This is a genomic window from Nonomuraea maritima, from assembly GCF_900100395.1.
GTDB lineage: Bacteria > Actinomycetota > Actinomycetes > Streptosporangiales > Streptosporangiaceae > Nonomuraea > Nonomuraea maritima.
In genome coordinates, this window is sequence record NZ_FNFB01000006.1 from 191796 (window position 1) to 210523 (window position 18728).

At 72.3% G+C, this 18728-nt stretch carries 15 protein-coding genes; 10 read left to right on the plus strand and 5 right to left on the minus strand.

The annotated features are described in order from the left end of the window. Nucleotides 1–45 precede the first annotated feature (45 nt). Nucleotides 46–2598 carry a bifunctional FO biosynthesis protein CofGH gene (locus BLR04_RS13435; RefSeq protein ID WP_090763550.1) on the plus strand — a complete coding sequence of 851 codons (2553 nt, stop codon included), beginning with the start codon at nt 46–48 and terminating at the stop codon, nt 2596–2598. A gap of 48 nt (nt 2599–2646) precedes the next feature. On the opposite strand, the gene BLR04_RS13440 is transcribed toward BLR04_RS13435, so the two are convergent. From BLR04_RS13440 to cofD, 3 genes are all read right to left on the minus strand, one after another. After that, nucleotides 2647–3387, minus strand: a complete 741-nt coding sequence (locus BLR04_RS13440; RefSeq protein WP_090763553.1) for a lytic polysaccharide monooxygenase — start codon at nt 3385–3387, stop codon at nt 2647–2649. An 80-nt stretch (nt 3388–3467) separates the two neighbouring features. Next, on the minus strand, nt 3468–4757 hold the full coding sequence (locus tag BLR04_RS13445; RefSeq protein ID WP_090763556.1) for a coenzyme F420-0:L-glutamate ligase: 1290 nt from the start codon (nt 4755–4757) through the stop codon (nt 3468–3470). A 38-nt stretch (nt 4758–4795) separates the two neighbouring features. After that, on the minus strand, nt 4796–5734 hold the full coding sequence (gene cofD, locus BLR04_RS13450; RefSeq protein ID WP_090763559.1) for a 2-phospho-L-lactate transferase: 939 nt from the start codon (nt 5732–5734) through the stop codon (nt 4796–4798). A gap of 169 nt (nt 5735–5903) precedes the next feature. Between cofD and BLR04_RS42320 the strand changes: the two genes are divergently transcribed. From BLR04_RS42320 to BLR04_RS13475, 4 genes are all read left to right on the plus strand, one after another. Further along, nucleotides 5904–8078: a hypothetical protein gene (locus tag BLR04_RS42320; RefSeq protein WP_281191424.1), complete on the plus strand. Its 2175-nt coding sequence runs from the start codon at nt 5904–5906 to the stop codon at nt 8076–8078. 319 nt (nt 8079–8397) lie between these two features. Beyond that, nucleotides 8398–8658 (plus strand): WhiB family transcriptional regulator, encoded by a 261-nt coding sequence (locus BLR04_RS13460; RefSeq protein WP_176903063.1) that lies wholly within the window; start codon nt 8398–8400, stop codon nt 8656–8658. Nucleotides 8659–8773: 115 nt separating this feature from the next. Next, a complete protein-coding gene (locus BLR04_RS41730) occupies nt 8774–12289 on the plus strand; it encodes a glycosyltransferase family 2 protein (RefSeq protein ID WP_245740229.1) in 3516 nt (1171 codons plus the stop codon). Then, nucleotides 12289–13593 (plus strand): DUF5719 family protein, encoded by a 1305-nt coding sequence (locus tag BLR04_RS13475; protein WP_090763562.1) that lies wholly within the window; start codon nt 12289–12291, stop codon nt 13591–13593. Before BLR04_RS41730 ends, BLR04_RS13475 begins: the two co-directional genes overlap by 1 nt. A gap of 4 nt (nt 13594–13597) precedes the next feature. Here BLR04_RS13475 and BLR04_RS13480 read toward each other — a convergent pair whose 3' ends face one another. Then, nucleotides 13598–14038: a metallopeptidase family protein gene (locus BLR04_RS13480; protein ID WP_245740230.1), complete on the minus strand. Its 441-nt coding sequence runs from the start codon at nt 14036–14038 to the stop codon at nt 13598–13600. 264 nt (nt 14039–14302) lie between these two features. Here BLR04_RS13480 and BLR04_RS13485 point away from each other — a divergent pair, with 264 nt between their 5' ends. From BLR04_RS13485 to BLR04_RS13505, 5 genes are read left to right on the plus strand one after another with little or no spacing between them, the layout of a single operon-like run. Next, nucleotides 14303–14671 (plus strand): DUF3499 domain-containing protein, encoded by a 369-nt coding sequence (locus BLR04_RS13485; RefSeq protein ID WP_090763568.1) that lies wholly within the window; start codon nt 14303–14305, stop codon nt 14669–14671. A gap of 43 nt (nt 14672–14714) precedes the next feature. Beyond that, nucleotides 14715–16067, plus strand: coding sequence for a phosphomannomutase/phosphoglucomutase (locus BLR04_RS13490; protein ID WP_090763571.1), 1353 nt, complete (start codon nt 14715–14717; stop codon nt 16065–16067). Beyond that, complete coding sequence (locus BLR04_RS13495; RefSeq protein ID WP_090763574.1) at nt 16064–16231, plus strand: Trm112 family protein; 168 nt, start codon at nt 16064–16066, stop codon at nt 16229–16231. Before BLR04_RS13490 ends, BLR04_RS13495 begins: the two co-directional genes overlap by 4 nt. Continuing rightward, a complete protein-coding gene (locus BLR04_RS13500; RefSeq protein WP_218128875.1) occupies nt 16228–17334 on the plus strand; it encodes an SIS domain-containing protein in 1107 nt (368 codons plus the stop codon). The genes BLR04_RS13495 and BLR04_RS13500 overlap by 4 nt, the downstream gene beginning before the upstream one ends. Nucleotides 17335–17382: 48 nt before the next feature. Continuing rightward, on the plus strand, nt 17383–18312 hold the full coding sequence (locus BLR04_RS13505; protein WP_090763577.1) for a cation diffusion facilitator family transporter: 930 nt from the start codon (nt 17383–17385) through the stop codon (nt 18310–18312). Here BLR04_RS13505 and BLR04_RS13510 read toward each other — a convergent pair. Then, nucleotides 18309–18659 (minus strand): MerR family transcriptional regulator, encoded by a 351-nt coding sequence (locus BLR04_RS13510; RefSeq protein ID WP_090763579.1) that lies wholly within the window; start codon nt 18657–18659, stop codon nt 18309–18311. The two genes, BLR04_RS13505 and BLR04_RS13510, sit on opposite strands and share 4 nt — an antisense overlap. Between the last annotated feature and the right edge of the window lie 69 nt (nt 18660–18728).

Sequence of the window (18728 nt, forward strand, 5' to 3'; positions counted from 1 at the left end):
GGACTGGGTGCGTACGGCGAACTCAGCCCGTCGTACTGTGCCTTTATGAGTTCTGACTCCGCGCTTCGTCGCGCCCTTGCCCGTGCCAGGGACGGCAAGTCCCTCGACGTCACCGAGGCCACCGTGCTGCTCGGGGCGCGCGACGAGCACCTCGACACGCTCCTCGACCACGCCTCGCGCGTGCGTGACGCCGGGCTGCAGGCGGCCGGGCGGGCAGGGATCATCACCTACAGCAGGAAGGTTTTCATCCCGTTGACCCGGCTCTGCCGGGACCGTTGTGGTTATTGCACGTTTGCCACCGCCCCGCACAAGCTGCCGGCGCCGTTCCTCAGCCCGGACGAGGTGCTGGAGATCGCCAGGCAGGGCGCGGCCATGGGGTGCAAGGAGGCGCTGTTCACGCTGGGCGACCGGCCGGAGGACCGGTGGCACCAGGCCAGGGAGTGGCTCGACGCGCACGGCTACGACGACACGCTGTCGTACGTGCGGGCCATGGCGATCAGGGTCCTGGAGGAGACCGGGTTGCTGCCGCACCTCAACCCGGGGGTGCTGGGCTGGCGGGACTTCCAGCGGCTCAAGCCGGTGGCGCCGTCCATGGGGATGATGCTGGAGACGACGTCGCGGCGGTTGTTCGAGGAGAAGGGGCAGCCTCACTACGGCTCGCCGGACAAGGACCCGGCCGTGCGGCTGCGGGTGCTGGAGGACGCGGGCCGCACGAACGTGCCGTTCACCACGGGCATCCTCATCGGGATCGGCGAGACCGTGCAGGACCGCGCCGAGTCGATCTTCGCGATCCGCAAGGTGGCCCGCGAGTACGGCGGTGTCCAGGAGGTCATCGTCCAGAACTTCCGCGCCAAGCCCGACACCGCCATGCGCGGCCTGCCGGACGCCGACCTGCAGGAGCTGGCGGCCACCCTCGCGGTCGCCCGCCTGGTGCTCGGCCCCCGGATGCGCATCCAGGCCCCGCCGAACCTGGTGGACTCCGAGTACGCGCTCATGATCAGGGCCGGCATCGACGACTGGGGCGGGGTCTCGCCGCTGACCCCCGACCACGTGAACCCTGAGCGGCCCTGGCCGCAGATCGACGACCTCGCGGCGCACACCGCCGAGTCCGGGTTCCAGCTGCGGGAGCGGCTGACGATCTATCCGGAGTACGTGCTGGCCGGCGAGCCCTGGCTCGACCCGCGCCTGCTCGCCCACGTCGGCGCGCTGGCCGACCCCGACACCGGGCTCGCCAGGGAGGACGCCGTGCTCGAAGGCCGTCCCTGGCAGGAGCCCGACGGCGGTTTCGCCGCGTCAGGACGGGTGGACCTGCACGTCGAGGTCGACACCACGGGCCGCACGAACGACCGCCGCGACGACTTCGACAACGTGTACGGCGACTGGGACGCGCTGCGCGAGCGGCTCGGCTCGGTGGCCGCCGCCACGCCGAGCGACGTGCGGCAGGCGCTGCGCCGGGCCGAGGCCGACCCGGCGGGGCTGACCGACGCCGAGGCCGTGGCCCTGCTCGGAGCCGAGGGCGAGGCGCTGGACGAGTTGGCCGCCATCGCCGACGCGCTGCGCAAGGAGGCGGTGGGCGACGACGTGACCTACGTCGTCAACCGGAACATCAACTTCACGAACGTCTGCTACACCGGCTGCCGCTTCTGCGCGTTCGCCCAGCGCAGGACGGACGCCGACGCGTACACGCTGAGCCTCGACCAGGTCGCCGACCGGGCCGCGGAGGCGTGGGAGGCGGGCGCGACCGAGGTGTGCATGCAGGGCGGCATCCACCCCGACCTGCCCGGAACCGCGTACTTCGACATCGCGCGGGCGGTGAAGGAGCGGACGCCGGGGATGCACGTGCATGCGTTCTCCCCGATGGAGGTCATCAACGGCGCGTCGCGGACGAACCTGTCGATCCGCGACTGGCTGGAGGCCGCCAAGGAGGCCGGCCTCGACTCGCTGCCTGGCACGGCGGCCGAGATCCTCGACGACGACGTCCGCTGGGTGCTGACCAAGGGCAAGCTGCCCGCCAAGGAGTGGATCGAGGTCATCACCACGGCTCACGAGGTCGGCATCCCGACGACGTCCACCATGATGTACGGCCACGTGGACAACCACCTGCACTGGGTGCGGCACATCAAGCTCATCAGGCGGCTGCAGGAGCAGACGGGGGGCTTCTCCGAGTTCGTGCTGTTGCCGTTCGTGCACACCAGCGCGCCCATCTACCTGGCCGGGGTGGCGCGGCCGGGGCCGACGCCGCAGGAGAACCGCGCCGTGCACGCCCTGTCGAGGATCCTGCTGCACGGCGCGATCGCGAACATCCAGTGCTCGTGGGTCAAGCTCCGCGACGACCTGTGCCGCCAGGTGCTCCAGGGCGGCGTGAACGACCTCGGCGGCACCCTCATGGAGGAGACGATCAGCCGGATGGCCGGGTCGGAGAACGGCTCGTACAAGACCATCAGCGAGCTGCGCGCGATGGTCGAGGTCGCCGGCCGGCCGGTCCGCCAGCGCACCACCGAGTACGGCGTCCCGAGCGACGAGCGGCTGAGCGCCGCTGCGGCCAGCGACGGCGTCTGCCGGAGCGTCAGGCGGGTCCTGCCGCTGGCCGGGCAGTGACGCGGGGGAGGGGGCGCCCGAGGTGGTCGCCCCCTCCTCGCTTCCGGGTCAGACGCGCTGCCACAGCGCGGGGACGTTCGGCGGCTCCCAGCCGGTGAGGGCGGTGTGCGCCTGGATGCACCGGTAGGTGACGCCGTTGTAGGTCACGGTGCTGCCGGTGGCGTACGCCGTGCCGGCCCGCCACGTGCCCGAGGGAGTCGTGGGCGTGGGCGTCGGGGTCGGCGTGGGCGTCGGGGTGGGCGTCGGCGTGGGGGTGGGCGTGGGGTTGGGGTTGCCACCGCCGCCGATCTGCAGGTCGATGCAGGAGTAGAAGGCGTTGACGGTGTCGGAGATGTTCCAGATCGCGAGCACCCTCTGCCGTCCCGAGTAGCCGGACAGGTTGACGGTGTGCGAGACGGTCTCCGGCGGCTGCTGGCCGTTGCCGTTGAAGACGGCCACGCGCGTGTTGCCGATGTAGTACTCGTAGTTGAGCGTGGCGTGCCGGGCGGTGAACCTCCAGGTGAAGGTCACCGTGCTGCCCACCGACGTGACGGGCCACGGCTTGCTCTCGTCGCTGAGCTGGGCGAACTGCGAGAGGTTGGCGTGGCAGTTACGCAGGCCCTTCGGCCCCTCGACGCTCTGGGGCTCGTAGACGATGTTGCCGCAGTCGGGCACCCTGCCCGCCGCGCAGTTGGCCTGGCGGCTCGGCGGCGAGTTGACGTAGCCGTGTGCGAAGGCCGGTGTCGTGTTGAACACCGTGGTGGCGATCCCGAGCACCGCCACGGCGGCCAACGTCAGAGTCCTTCTCATTGAAGCGGCTCCTTCACATGGGGGGTTACCCTGAATGTAAAGGAAACTTTATTAACGGTAAATGACCGTCTGACCGAGGGTCAGCGAGTTGTGACGAAGTCGGCAGCATCGCGCGGCGCACGGTCGCGCGGCGGCGCCGCCGCGTGCCCCACGGCCACGCAGCCCATCGGGTCCCAGGTCTCGGGCAGGTCGAGCACCTCGCGGACGACCGGACGGCAGAACATCGTGGACGACACCCACGCCGAGCCGAGCCCCTCGACGGCGAGCTGGACGAGGAAGTTCTGCACCCCGGCGCCCGTCGCCACCACGAACATCTCCCGCTCCGAGGCGTTGCGCCGGTCGTCGCGGTAGGTGTGCGAACCGTCCATCACCAGGCACGGCACCACCAGGTAAGGCGCGTTGCGCAGCACGTCGCCGCGCCTGACCCGCTTGGCGATCGACTCCTCGGAGAACCCGTCGCCGCGCAGGTCGGCGATCCACGCCTCGCGCATCGCGTCGAGCAGTTTCGTCCGGGTGTCGGCCGACTCCAGCAGCACGAACCGCCACGGCGTCGTGTGGTGCGGCGCCGGGGCCGCGATGCCCGCCGCGACCGCCCGGCGCACCGCCTCGGGATCGACGGGCCGGTCGGAGAACTCCCTGATCGTCCGGCGGGCGAAGACGACGTCGCGCGACCCGTGGCGGAACATGTCCTCGTCGGCCGGCCGTACGAGGGGCCGCACGCCGGGGCCGTCGTCGTCGGTCACCAGGTGGGCGAGACCGCGCACGATCGCGGCAGGAACGCCCGCGAGCTTGCCCTTGACCAGCTCGGCCGCGCTCGCGATCTCGTCGACCAGTGCCGTCACCGTGGCGTTCAGCTGGTTGCCGTAGGAGTCGGACGAGCCGCGGAAGTCGTCGAGCGGGCGCACGCCGGCGGCGCCGATCGCGACGTCGGTGAGGCCGTTGCGCCAGGGCCGCCCGAACGTGTCGGAGACGACCACGCCCACGCGCGCGCCCAGCCCCGCCCGGATGCGGCGGGCCGAGGCGTCAGGGTCCTCCGGCAGGAGCAGCACGGTGCCGGGCTCGGTGTTGGAGGCGTCGACCCCCGCGGCGGCCATGACGAAGCCGTGCCGCGTCTGGGTGATGACGGTCTCGCCGCGCCGGGCGACGACGCGCTCGGTCTCCTCCGCGATCGCGGCGGCGCGGTCGGGCGCGTGCCGCACCCGTCCCTCCGCCTTACTGACGATCTTGGACGTGACCACGACGATGTCGCCGTCACGCAGGTCGGCGTGGCGCAGCAGCGCCGCGACGTCGTCGCCGGGCCGTACCTCGCCGATGCCGGTGATCGCGATCACCTCGAAACGGGCGGGGGCGGTGCTTGCTGTCGCGCTCATCGCATCGGCTCCTGCTGGGGTTGTACGGTCTGCTGCGGTCATCCGGCGAGCTCCAGGGCGAGGTCGAGGGCGGAGCGGGCGATGTCGGCCGCGGCGTCGGCGTCGTGCATGAGGATCGGACGGGCCAGCACCCGCACGCCGTCGAGCGCCACGCCGGAGTCCTCGTCGGCGACCAGCCAGCCGTCGACCAGTTCGGAGCCGTACAGCTCCAGGACGGCCTGCGCGGTGGTCTCGACGCCGATGGCGGTCAGGCAGGCGTCGGCCATGCCGCGCACCGGAGCGCCGCCGATGATCGGCGAGACGCCGACCACGGTCTTGGGCAGCAGGGCGTCGCGGATGCCGGGGATCTGGAGGATCGTGCCGATGCTCACCACCGGGTTGGACGGCGGCAGGATCACCACGTCGGCCCGCTCGATGGCCTCCAGCACGCCGGGGGCCGGCTTGGCGGTGTCGAGCCCCACGAGCGCGAACTCCTGGGCGGGCACCGAGGCGCGCAGCCGGATCCACCACTCCTGGAAGTGGACCGCGCGCCTGCCCTGCTCGTCCTCGATGACGACGTGGGTCTCGCAGCGGTCGTCGGTCATCGGCAGCAGCTCGACGCCGGGCTGCCAGCGGGTGCACAGCGCCCGCGTGATCTGCGAGAGCGGGAAGCCGGCCTCGAGCATCTGGGAGCGTACGACGTGGGTGGCGAGGTCGCGGTCGCCGAGCCCGAACCACTGCGGCTCGACGCCGTACGCGGCCAGCTCCTCCTTGACGACGTGGGTCTCGTCGGTGCGGCCCCAGCCCTGCTCCTCGTTGATGCCGCCCCCCAGCGTGTACATCACGGTGTCGAGGTCGGGGCAGACGCGCAGGCCGAAGAGGGTGATGTCGTCACCGGTGTTGCCGATGACGGTGATGGAGGCGTCAGGGGCGGTGGCGCGCAGGCCGCGAAGGAAACGGGCGCCGCCGATGCCTCCGGCGAGGGACACGATGTGCATGCGGCCCAGTCTTCCACCGGGTTGCGGATGCCCGGATCCCGGATCAGGTTTCCCCTAGATATGCCGATATATAGGGCTTTGGTGCGTAAGAGGTTTCTGGGACTTCCGCCGGGAGAGTCAGTGTTGTGGCAAACTCCCTTCGGGCCAAAGGGTCCGATGGGGGTTACTCGTGAGCAAAATTGACGTCACCCGGCTCAGGGAGCCGGCCGCCTGGATCGCGCTCGTCACCGGATTGATGAACGTGATCCTGGCGATCGGCCACATCCTGATCAGCCCGTCGGCCTTCGGTTCGTCGTTCGCGGAGCGCTCGATGGCGTTCTTCCCCAACCTGACGAGCCCGATCGTGCCGGCGCTGCTGCTGGGCGCGGTGCTCCTGGTCACCAAGGTCGGCCCGCCGTCGCCCAAGGCCAAGCTCTTCGCGTACGGCGCCGCCGCCGGGCTGGCGCTCGCCACCGTCTTCGGTCTGATCGCGCTGCTCGCCGGCATGGCGTCCGGAGCCGGGGCGCGGTCCACCGTCGAGCACTTCTTCCTCGGCGCCCCCACGCTCGCGCTCACCGCCATCGCCCTGGTGTACCTGCTTCCTCAGGTCACGGCCGAGCGTCCGGCCGCGCAGGTCCACGGCCAGTTCGGCCGGCAGCCGGGCTCCTTCGGCCAGCCCGACCAGCCGCAGCCAGGCCCGCAGCACCCCGGCTACGGCGGTCCCCAGGATCAGCACCCCGGCTACGGTCCCCAGGACCAGCCCGCCGCGTACGGCCAGCAGCCCCCGTCCCAGCCCGCATTCGGCCAGCAGGAGCAGCCCCCCGGCTCCTACGGCCAGCAGCCGGCGTACGGCCAGCAGCCCCCGTCCGGCCAGGAACCCTCGTACGGTCAGGAGCCCTCGTACGGCCAGGCTCAGGAGCCCGGTTTCGGCCAGGGCCAGGAGTCCGGTTTCGGGCAGGAGCCCGGCTTCGGTCAGAACCAGGAACCGGGCTACGGCCAGCAGCAGGGTCAGGAGCCCGGCTTCGGCCAGGGTCAGGAGCCGAACTTCGGGCAGCAGCCCGCGCCGGCCCAGGCGTACGGACAGCAGCCGCCGTCCGCCGCGCAGCCCGGTTACGGCCAGCAGCCCCCTTCCGGCCAGTTCTTCGGCCAGCAGCCCGCCCAGGGCCAGGACCCCGCCTACGGCCAGCAGCCCGTGTACGGCCAGCCAGGTTACGACCAGCCAGGTTACGACCAGCAGCCCCCTTCCGGTCAGGGCTACGGCCAGCAGCCCCCGTCCGGTCAGCAGCCGGCCTACGGTCAGCAGCCGCCGTCGGGACACCAGCCCGCCTACGACCAGCAACCGCCCTCCGGCCAGGGCTACGGTCAGCAGCCGCCCTCCGGTCAGGGTTACGGTCAGCAGCCGCCGTCCGGACACCAGCCCGGTTACGGGCAGCAGCCGCCGAGCTTCGGCGGGCAGCCCGACCAGGCCGGTTACGGTGCGCAGCAGCCCGAGGCCCCCGCCGCCCATGTTCCGCAGGCGGGGTCGTACCAGCCGATCAGGGCCGCGCTGCCCGCCGCCCCGTCGGACCAGCGCCAGCCGGAACAGCCGAGCCAGGCCGGTCAGCAGGGCCAGCAGAGTCAGGACTTCCAGGGCTTCGGCCAGCACGGCTACGCGGGCGCCGAGACCACGCCCCCTGGGTCGGCGTACTCGACCCCACCCGCCGGCGAGTACACCCCCGCGCCGTACGTCCCGGCCGACAGCCAGCCGAACGTCTACGGCCAGCAGAGCCAGAACCCCTACGCCCCCGCGGACCAGCCCCCGTTCCAGCCGCCGGCGGAAACCCTGCCCAACGCCTTCTCCGCCCCCGCGGAGCCGGCCCAGAACGCGCCGTTCCCGCCGGCCGAGCAGCCCGCCTTCGGCCAGCAGCCGTACGGGCAGAACGCCTTCGACCAGCAGACCGGCCAGCCGTTCACCGGGTACTCCGGCCAGGAGTTCGGGGCGTCGTCCGGCTACCAGGAGCCCGACCTCCCGGTGGACCCGCGCTCGCAGCAGCTGCTGGACGCCTACCAGCAGGCCGAGTCGTACCAGCACGCGAACTCCGCGGGCACCCAGCCGGAGCTGCGCGCGCCGGACTACTCGGGCCAGCAGGGCAGGCCGTACGACGACCCGTTCGGACACCCCCAGCAGCCCCCGCAGCCCGGCGGCGGGTACGAGCCCCAGCAGGGTCAGTACCAGCCGACCCACCAGGCCTCCCCGGCGGGCTGGCCGGACGGTCAGGCCGAGTCGACGATGCGGATCGACCCGTTCGGCGGCGAGCAGCGCCGTCCCGGGGACGACCCGATCGACCCGACCGCCATATACACCCCCAACGAGCCACGCAGGTAACGGACCAGCAATGAAGGACTAGAGACAAGGTTTGCCACGGGCGGGCGTGTATCCCGCCCTGGTACGGTTCCGACCGCTGACAGCGTTGGAACAAGCCAGGTTGGCGCCATGCACGCAAGGTGTCGGCCAGGCGAGAATCTCACATGCCGAGCACACCGGGGCGAGCTCTGGTCTTTCCCCGGATACCTGCATGCCGCTTGACGCCACGTGCAGCACACGCATGTAATTACAACCATGTTGTTACGCCTTCCAGTGGGTGGGTACTAAGGAAGGCGTCCATGGGGGGCTCCATTGCGGGCGGGCGGCAGGGAGGTGTGCAGTGACCGATCCGGTCATCGCACAGGAACAGCTTGACGCTGAAGAACTCGGCTGGCAGGAGCGCGCACTGTGCGCGCAGACGGATCCGGAGGCGTTCTTCCCGGAGAAAGGAGGCTCCACCCGAGAGGCCAAGAAGGTCTGCCGATCGTGCGAAGTACGTGCCGAGTGCCTGGAATACGCGCTTGAGCACGACGAGCGGTTCGGCATCTGGGGTGGGCTGTCCGAGCGGGAGCGCAGACGGATCAAGCGTCAGGCCGTATAGGTACAGGGGGGAGGGGGTCGCACGGGTCGCCGTGTGACCCTTTTCGCATCTCCTGACAGGGTTCCACCTGTATTGTGGGCGCGCCTGATCTTCCCCCTTCCGGAGTCGCCCACCGATGTCACGTCCCTTCGTCACCGCGGTCGTCGTCGCCCACGACGGCGCGCGCTGGCTCGGGGAGACGCTGCGCGCGCTGCTCAGCCAGAGCCGCAGGCCCGACCGGGTGTCCGGCGTCGACAACGGCAGCAAGGACGGCTCGGCCGAGCTGCTGGCCCAGACGCTGGGCGCCGGCAACGTGATCTCCCTGCCCCGCACCACCGGCTTCGGTGAAGCCGTCGCCGAGGCGCTCGCCGACCTGCCGCCCGCAGGCCGCGAGGAGTGGATCTGGCTGATCCACGACGACTGCGCCCCCGACAGGCGCGCGCTGGAGGCGCTGCTCGCCGCGGCCGAGGACGACCCCAAGGCCGCCGTGCTCGGCCCCAAGCTGCGCGACTGGATCGACCGGCGCCGGCTGCTGGAGATGGGCGTGACCGTGGGCCGCACCGGCCGCCGGGACACCGGCCTGGAGCCGGGCGAGTTCGACCAGGGCCAGTACGGCGGGACACGCGACGTGCTGTCGGTGTCCACGGCCGGCATGCTCATCCGGCGCGACGTGTGGGAGAAGGCCGGGGGGCTCGACCCGTACCTGCCGTTGTTCCGCGACGACCTCGACCTGTGCTGGCGCGTCCGCAACGCCGGTCACAAGGTGCTGAGCGTGACCTCCGCCGTGGCCTGGCACGCCGAGGCGTCGGCGCGCAGGCGGCGGCCCGTCGCGGTGAGCGGCGACCACCCCCGCCGCCTCGACCGCCGCAACGCGATCTTCGTGGTCCTCGCCAACCTGCCGCTCGGCGCGATGCTCTGGGCGCTGCTGCGCAACGTCGTCAGCGCGCTCGTGCGCACGGTGCTGTTCGTCGTGAGCAAGCAACCGGCGAACGCGCTGGACGAGGTGCTGGCCATGGGGTCGATCCTGGCGCATCCCGGACGGCTGAGACAGGCCCGCCGCGCCCGCCGTCAAGGCCGCAAGCGCGGATATGTCGTCATCAAGCACCTGATGACCTCCCGTTGGACGACGTTCCGGCGGTTCACCGACATGGTGCAGGGCTTCCTCTCCGGGGAAGGACCCCTCGACGCGCAGGGACGTCACCAGCACGCGGCCACGGACGACGAGAACGAGCTCGTCCCGCCGCCCGACACAGGGGCCGTGAAACGGTTCGTCGGCCGTCCCGGCGTCGTCCTCATGTTCGCGCTCAGCCTCGTCGCGCTCGTGGCCGAACGGTCGCTGCTCGGCGGGGAACGGCTCGGCGGCGGCGCGCTCGTCCCCGTGGCGGGCGGCGCGACCGACCTGTGGACCTTCTACACCGAGGGGTTCCACGACGTCGGGCTCGGTTCGACCGCCCCCGCGCCGCCGTACGTCGCGGTGCTCGCCGTGCTGTCCACGCTGGCGTTCGGCAAGCCGTGGGTGGCGGTGTCGGTGCTGCTGCTCGGCTCGGTGCCGCTGGCGGGGGCCACGGCGTACCTGGCCACGCGGCACCTCGTCCCCGCCGTGTCGGCGCGGGCGTGGGCGGCGGGCACGTACGCGCTGCTGCCCGTCGCGACGGGCGCCATCTCCGCGGGACGGCTGGGGACGGCGGTCGTGTTCGTGCTGATCCCCGTGTACGCCTGGCTCATCGCCATGCTGCTGTCGGGGGAGCCGCGCCGGGCCCGCAGGTCCGCCTGGGGCCTCGGGTTGCTCCTCACGGTCGGCACGGCCTTCGTGCCGCTCGTCTACCCGCTCGTCGCGGTTCTCGGTGTGGTGAGCGCGCTCACCGTCCGCTCTCTCACCACCCGCTCACTGTTCACCGCCCAGGCGACGGCTGCCCCCGACCTGCACACCGCTGGGGAACCCGCCGACTTCTTCAACGACCAGGCACCAGCGGCCCAGGAGGCAACCGCCGATCTCTTCGGGTCAGCGGCCTCCCATCCCAGCGCCCAGAGCTCCGCCTCCAATGGTCAGGGTGCCGCGGGGGAGAACCTCTTCAGCGCGGCCGCCCCAGGTGCTGTCGGACAGGGGCGGGGCGCGAGCGTCGCCGCCGCGCTCGGCCAACGGCGGGCCGGCGGCGTCGCCGCGGCCATCGGACAAGAGAGGGCCGGCGTCGCCGCGGCCATCGGTCAGGGGCGGGCGCGCCACGGGGCCGCAGTCCCGTCGGGCCACGAACCCGCGGGTCCGCACGGGCCGGGTCCGGTCGCGGCCGGTTCCGTCCTCGCGGACCAGGCGGACTTCCCGCAGGACGCGGGCGAGGCGGCCCGGGGCCGTCGGGGCCGCCGCGGACGCGGCGCCGGCCCCGAAAGCACGAGCTCCGTGCCCACCGGCCCCGAGCTCGCCCCAGAGGGGAGCGACGCTGAGAGGGGCCGGCGCGGGCGGCGCATGGCTGGTCGCGCGAGCGAGCGAGCAGCCGGTCGGGCGACCACGCGCGCAGCCGGTCGGTCGAGCGAGCGCGCGGGCGAGCGTGCGGCCGGGCGGGCGGGCGCGGGTGTGGCCGGCCGGGACGCCCGTGAGGGGGAGGTCCGGGGTGGGGTGGCCGCGTCGATGGGGATCGCGCTCGGGGTTCCGCTCGTGCTCCTCATGCCGTGGCTGGCGACCCTGGTCACCGACCCCGCCCGGTTCCTCATGGAGGCGGGCCTGAACGACCCCGCACTCGCCGACCCGTCCATCGCCGCCGAGTCGCTGCTGGCGCTGAGCCCGGGAGGGCCCGGGCTGCCGCCGCTGTGGGTGACGGCCGGCCTGATGGCGGTGGCCCTGGCCGCGCTGCTCATGCGCCGCCAGCGCGTGATCGTGGCCTTCGGCTGGGGCGTCGCGCTCTACGGCATCCTGGCGGCCGTCCTGGTCAGCCGGTTCACCGTCGAGGGCGCCCCGGTCTGGCCTGGCGTGCCGCTCGCGGTCGCCGGCGCGGGGCTGGTCGTCCTCGTGGGCCTGACCGCGCACCGCCTGTCCGAGATCCGCGCCGCCGGCGGGACGCGCAGGCTGGCCGCGCTGGCGGTCGCGGCGGTCGCGTTCAGCACGCCGCTGCTGGCCGCAGGACACTGGATGGTCACCGGCGTACGCGGCCCGCTCACGGGTGACGCGCCCGACGTGCTGCCCGCGCTGGCGGTGTCCCGGAGCGCGAACGGCGAGCGGACGCTGGTGATCAAGGGTTCCGCGCTGACGATCCTGCACGGGCGTACCCCGCTGGTCGGCGAGGCGGAGCTGCCCGCCGCGTCCGAGGCCCGCGCGAAGGTGGTGGCGGCGGCGCAGGGCCTGGTCGGCGGGCGCGGCGGCGACGCGGCCACGCTGGCCAGGTACGGCATCGCGATGGTCTCCGTCGCGCCGCCCGTCTCGCCGACGCTGGCGAGGACCCTCGACTCGCAGCCGTCGCTGCACCGGCTGAGCCTGTCGGAAGCGGGCGGCCTGTGGGGGCTGGCCGAGCAGGTCACCCGTGTGCCGGCGCAGCCGGTGAGCATCCTGCACACACCGTGGCTGTGGGCGCAGGGCGTGCTGGTCGTCGTGATCGTGATCCTGGCCTCGCCGGGCCGGCGTCCGTCCGAGGGCGTCGGGCAGGCCGCGTCGGCGGGGGCGTGATGAGAGCGTTCGTACGCAACAGGTTCGCCCCGCTCGTGCTGGTGGTCGCGGTGCTGGCCGCGCTGTACGGCCTCGCACTCGCCACCCGGCCCACCCCGCCCCCACCGCCCTCGCAGGCGGCGAGGAAGGTCGCCGTCGAGTCCGTCACCGCGGTGTGCCCGGGAGCGAGAGGCCAGCGGGTCAACGTCTACCTGCCCGGCACCGTGAACACCGAGGCCCTGGAGGACGACGAGCCGTACGTCACCAAGGGCCCAGGCGGCCTCGAGGCCGGCTACGTGATCCGCGCCGCGGAGGGCCGGTCGCGCGGCCTGGCCGGGGTCCGGTGCACCGAGCCCGGCGCGGCGACCTGGCTGGTGGGGCCGGGCCCGGCGAACGCCGAGGTCCGCCTGCACCTCGTCAACGCCGACAAGGCCCCGGCACTCGTCGACGTGCACGTGTACGCGGCGGAGGGCGAGGTGTCGGGCGACAAGGGCGTCGGCCTCGACATCGCACCGGGCAGGCACCGTGAGATCGACCTGCGGACACTCGCCCCGGCCGCCGACATCATGGCCGTCAGCGTCACCACCGTCTACGGACGGGTCGCGGTGGCCGCCAGGACCACGATGGAGACCGGAGGAGTGGACTGGCTCCCGGCGTCCGCGCCCCCGGCGACGCGCGTGGTCGTCCCCGGCATCCCCGGCGGCGGCGGGCAACGCCGGCTGCTGGTGGCCGCGCCCGGCGAGACGGATGCGCTGGTGCAGGTCAAGGCCGTCAGCAAGGACGCCGAGTACGCCATGCGCGGACGCGAGACGCTCGACGTGCCCGCGGGCAGCGTCGTCGCGGTCGACGTCACGACGGGGCTGGGCGGCTCGCCGGCCGCGCTGGTGCTCACGTCGCCGACGCCGATCGTGGCGGGCGTGGTCATCACGAGTACGGGACAGTCAGGCGACGTCGCCTTCACGGCCGGCACCCCGTCGCTGGAACTGGGCAGCTCGGTGGCCGGCAACGGGGCGGGCTCGCGGCTCGTGCTGACGGCGCTCGGCCGGCCCGGCCGGGTGCGCGTGCAGGTGGTGCCGGTCGATGGCGAACCGGAGCAGCCGTTCGACGTCGACATCGCCCCGGGACGGACGAGGGACGTCAGGCTGCGCGCGCAGGGGCAGTTCGCGGTGGCGGTCACACCCGTGAAGGGCGAGGTCTACGGCGCCCGCGTGATGGAGCAGCGCACGCGCGAGTCCGTGCTGCAGACGGTGCAGCCGCTCTCACCGGCCCGCGCGTGGACCATGCTGCCGCCCCTGTTCGACACCCCCGCCGTCGTGACGCCGTGAGGGGTCACCCGCGGTCGTCGTAACCGGGGTCGACGGTCTCCGGCGACAGGCCGAGCAGCGTGGCGACCTGCTCCACCACCGTGTCGTGCACCAGGGCGCCGAGGAACTCGCGGTCGCGGGCCCGCGCCTCGAGCGGCCGGCGGTAGACCACCACCGACGCGGGCGACTGGCCGGTGGCGGCGTCGGCGCGGCCCAGCGGGATGGGGTCTGAGCCGAGCTGCGGGCTGTCGCCGAGTTCGCTCAGCGGGGGGACGTCCTCGACCGCGAACTCGACCGCCGACAGCTGCCGCTCCCACCGTGGCCGCAGCCGGTCGACGGCGTCGAGCACCAGGTCGTCGAAGCGTTCGCTGCGGGACTTGGCCATGGGGACGTGGGAGGGGGCGAGCGGTCCGCGCAGGCCGCGACCGTGGCGATCGCGTCGCCGAGGACCGCGCTTGTCTGTCACGCCAGCAAGTGTACGGGCCCGCGCCCGGCGTCATCGGGAACGGTGTCGCGGATGTGGGGCAACATCGGCGGGGTTCTGGTGATTGGGCAGGTGGCGAGGTGGGGAAGCCGGGAGAGGGAACGACGGCGTCCGGGCGGCACCAGGGGCGGCGCCTTCGGGGCATGTGGGTGGAAAGCCTGCGACAGGTGTCCGAATTGTGGCGACACGCTCGTTAAGAGTGCTCAGATAGTGGCGCCTCGCAGTCTTACCGTATACGGTCCCTCCGTGAGCCCCGTCCGCCGTTGTTCCCGCACCGCCTGCAGCCAGCCTGCCGTCTTCACGCTCACGTACGTGTACGCCGACTCGACCGCTGTCCTCGGCCCCCTGGCGACGTACGCGGAGCCGCATTGCTATGACCTGTGCGCCGAACATGCCGAACGGCTGACCGCCCCCCGCGGGTGGGAGGTGGTCCGCCTGCCGACCGACGGCGCCTCACCCAGTTCCGACGACCTCGAGGCTCTGGCCAACGCGGTGCGGGAAGCCGCGCGGCCCACGACGTCCGGCAGCGGCGAGCCGGTCGGGCAGGGGGTCGAGGTCGGCCGCCGCGGGCACCTGCGCGTATTGAGGTCGGCCCAGCAGCACCGCGACCGGTAGGCTCGTTTCACACGAAGGAAACGACCTAGGGCGGAGCTGGAGAGTGGGCGATCTCGCCAAGATCTTCAAAGCGTACGACGTTCGCGGGGTAGTGCCCGCCGAGCTCGACGAGCCTGCCGCCGAAGCCGTGGGAGCCGCCTTCGTCGAGGTGACCGGCGCGCGTTCGGTCGTCGTCGCGCACGACATGCGCGACTCGTCGCCCCCGCTGGCCGCGGCGTTCATCCGCGGCGCCCGCTCACGTCACTCCGACGTCGTGCACGCCGGCCTCGGCTCCACCGACCTCCTCTACTACGCCAGCGGCAGCCTCGGGCTGCCCGGCGTCATGTTCACGGCCAGCCACAACCCCGCCCGCTACAACGGCATGAAGATGTGCCGCGCCGGCGCGGTGCCGATCGGCGGTGACACGGGCCTGATCGAGATCCGCGACCGCGCGGCCGAGCTGCTCGGCGCACCGGTCTCCGAACAGGGCGGCTCGCTGATCGAGAAAGACCTGCTCAGCGGCTACGCCCGCCACCTGCGCACGCTGGTCGACCTGTCGGGCATCCGTCCGCTGAAGGTCGTCGTCGACGCGGGCAACGGCATGGGCGGCCACACCGTTCCTGCCGTGTTCGACGGGCTCCCGATCGAGCTGGTGCCGCTCTACTTCGAGCTCGACGGCAGCTTCCCGAACCACGAGGCCAACCCGCTGGAGCCGCAGAACCTCCTCGACCTGCAGCGGGCCGTCCGCGACAGCGGCGCCGACCTCGGCCTCGCGTTCGACGGCGACGCCGACCGGTGCTGGGTGGTCGACGAGCACGGCGCGTCGGTGTCGCCGTCGGCCATCACCGCCCTGGTCGCCGTCCGCGAGCTGGCCAAGCACCCCGGCGCGACGGTCATCCACAACCTGATCACGTCGCTGGGCGTGCCCGAGATCGTGCGCGAGCACGGCGGGCTTCCGGTGCGCACACGGGTGGGGCACTCGTTCATCAAGGCCGAGATGGCGCGTACGGGCGCGGTCTTCGGGGGCGAGCACTCGGCCCACTACTACTTCAGAGACTTCTGGTTCGCCGACTCCGGCATGCTGGCCGCGATGCACGTGCTGGCCGCGCTCGGCGAGCAGGGCCGGCCGCTGTCGCAGGTCGTGGCGGCCTACTCGCGCTACCACGCCTCGGGCGAGGTCAACAGCGCGGTGTCCGACCAGGACGACGCGCTGCGCCGGGTGCGCGAGGCGTTCGCCGGTCGCGGAACCTTCGACGAGCTCGACGGGCTCACCGTCAGCGGTTCCGGCTGGTGGTTCAACCTGCGGCCGTCCAACACCGAGCCGCTGCTCAGGCTCAACGCTGAGGCGGCCGACGAGACCAAGATGACGGCGATCAGGGACGAAGTCCTCACGATCGTGGGAAAGGTGTCAGAGTGAAGATCGACGACTGGCTGCTGGAGATCCTGGCGTGCCCGGCGTGCAAGGCGCCCCTGCGGGCTGAGACCGAGGCCGACGAGCTGGCCTGCACGGGCTGCGGCCTGGTCTACCCGGTCAGAGACGACATTCCCGTCCTGCTCGTCGACGAGGCCAGGAAGCCGTGACCTGGGAGCCGGAGCGGCTCGACGACCAGCGTCATCTCTCCGAGGCCGACCCCGGCGGCATGCTGCCGGCGGTCGCCGCCTCGGCGGCGCACGTACGCACCGGCTACCGCGCCGCCGTCGAGGCGGGCATCGATCGGCTGGCCACCCACGGCCGCCCGCGCGCCGTCGTGGTCGCGGGCACGGGTGGCTCCGGTGTCGTCGGCGACATGCTGGCGGCCATCGCCGGCAACGGCGCCCCGCTGCCGATCGTGACCGTGCGCTCGTTCCAGCTTCCCGGCTGGGTGGGTGCCACTGACCTGGTCGTCGCCGTCTCCGGCTCGGGCCGTACCGAGGAGACGCTGTCCGTTGCCACGCAGGCGGTGCGCCGTGGCTGCTCGGTGCTCGCCGTGGGGCCGCCGGGCTCCCCGCTGGAGGCCGTTGCCCGGCAGGCGTCGGCCGTGCACGTGCCGGTGCCCGTGAGCGGGCAGTCGCGGGCCAACCTGTGGCTGCTGGCCGTGCCGGTGATCGCGGCGGCGGCCGCGCTGCGGCTGGTCCAGGCCGACGCCGATCTGTTCGAGCGGGTGGCCAAGTCGCTGGAGGACATGGCGAACCGCTGCCGGCCGTCCAGCGACTCCTTCATCAACCCGGGCAAGGCCCTCGCGCTCGACCTCGCCGAGAGCATCCCCATGGTGTGGGGGACTTCGGCGCTGACGTCGGTGGCGGCGTACCGGCTGGTGTGCCAGCTGAACGCGAACGCCAAGTACCCCGCGGTCCACGGCGAGTTGCCCGAGGCAGGGCACCACCAGGTCGCGACGTTCGACGGGCCGCTGGCCGAGCGTGACATCTTCGCCGACAACGCGGTGCGTGCGCTCCGCCTGGTGGTCCTGCGCGACGTCGACGAGCACCCGCAGGTGGCGGTGCGGCGGGAGGCGTCGCTGCGGTCGGCGCGCGACCACGACGTGCCGGTCACCGAGATCGCGGCCGAGGGCGAGCACCCGCTGGAGCGGCTGGCCCACCTGATCGTGCTCGGCGACTACGCGAGCACCTACCTGGCGCTGGGCTACGGCGTCGATCCGTCGCCGATGTCGGCGATCACGGAAGTGAAGGCCCGGATTTCCCCATAGGATCCGTATCTAACCTTCTGTCGTGATCGTTTGGACTGGAGCACATCGGTGAGCGCGAGCGGCGGTACGAAAGCGATCGTTGCGGCCTTGGCCGCGAACCTGTCCATCGCCGTGGCCAAGTTCGTGGCGGCGTTCTTCACTGGTTCCTCCTCGATGCTGGCCGAGGGTATCCACTCGGTCGCCGACTCGGGCAACCAGCTCCTGCTGCTGATCGGCGGCAAGCGGGCGGCCAGGGCGAGCACGCGGGAGCACCCCTTCGGCTACGGGCGCGAGCGCTACTTCTACGCCTTCGTGGTGGCGGTCGTGCTGTTCACGATCGGCGCGGCGTTCTCCGTCTACGAGGGCGTGCACAAGATCTCCGACCCTCACGCGGTCGAGTCGCCCATCTGGGCGTTCGCCGTGCTGATCTTCGCGATCATCGCCGAGGGCTTCTCGTTCCGTACGGCGATCAAGGAGTCGAACGTCCTGCGCGGCAAGCAGTCGTGGGTGTCGTTCGTACGGCGCGCGAAGTCGCCCGAGCTGCCGGTCATCCTGCTGGAGGACCTCGGCGCGCTGCTCGGTCTGGTGTTCGCGTTGTTCGGTGTGACGATGGCGGTCGTCACCGGCAACGGCGTCTGGGACGGCATCGGCACCCTGATGATCGGCCTGTTGCTGGCCGTGATCGCGGTCGTCCTGGCCATCGAGACCAAGTCGCTGCTCGTCGGCGAGAGCGCATCGCTTGAGTCGGAAGAGCTGATCCGGCGCGCGCTGGAGAGCACGCCCGAGGTCGAGCGGATCATCCACATGCGCACGCTGCACCTCGGCCCTGAGGAGCTGCTCGTGGGCGCCAAGATCGCCGTCGCCCACGACGACACGGCCGCCGAGGTGGCGCGCGGCATCGACGAGGCCGAGCGGCGCATCCGTGAGGCGGTGCCGATCGCCCGGGTGATCTACCTGGAGCCCGACCTCGACCGGTCGTCGTCGCGGGCGTCGTCCTAGCCGCGCGACGGGCCGTCCGCGGAGCGCAGGAGGCGCAGCGCCTTCTCCTTCTCGAAGTCCAGGGCCCTGCGGGGTGCCTGGATGCGGCCGATCCGTACCCCGAGGTCGCGGACAGCCGCGGCCACCGCGGGCTCGGTGAGCACGCGGAGCGCGAACGCCAGCTCGGCCGGCGACACGTCGAGGCGTTTCTCCAGTTCGACGCCGTGGGCCACGGCCGACAGGTCGTCGGGCCCGAAGCGCCGGTGCGCCCCCTGCTCGCGGACCGGGGGCAACAGCCCGAGGGCCTCTCGGTACCGGAGCATGCGGGGTGACATGCCGAGCCGCTTCGCGGCTTCCGTGATGCGCATTCTTACATTCTTACGTCAGATTCAGGCTTCCCGAGATGCGATCCCGTACGAGCGGCGCCTAAACTCGAC

Bases quoted from the DNA above. Each gene is read 5' to 3' on its own strand.
- BLR04_RS13435 (WP_090763550.1), top strand. From the start codon at position 46: ATGAGTTCTGACTCCGCGCTTCGTCGCGCCCTTGCCCGTGCCAGGGAC.
- BLR04_RS13440 (WP_090763553.1), bottom strand. From the start codon at position 3,387: ATGAGAAGGACTCTGACGTTGGCCGCCGTGGCGGTGCTCGGGATCGCC.
- BLR04_RS13445 (WP_090763556.1), bottom strand. From the start codon at position 4,757: ATGAGCGCGACAGCAAGCACCGCCCCCGCCCGTTTCGAGGTGATCGCG.
- cofD (WP_090763559.1), bottom strand. From the start codon at position 5,734: ATGCACATCGTGTCCCTCGCCGGAGGCATCGGCGGCGCCCGTTTCCTT.
- BLR04_RS41730 (WP_245740229.1), top strand. From the start codon at position 8,774: ATGTCACGTCCCTTCGTCACCGCGGTCGTCGTCGCCCACGACGGCGCG.
- BLR04_RS13475 (WP_090763562.1), top strand. From the start codon at position 12,289: ATGAGAGCGTTCGTACGCAACAGGTTCGCCCCGCTCGTGCTGGTGGTC.
- BLR04_RS13510 (WP_090763579.1), bottom strand. From the start codon at position 18,659: ATGCGCATCACGGAAGCCGCGAAGCGGCTCGGCATGTCACCCCGCATG.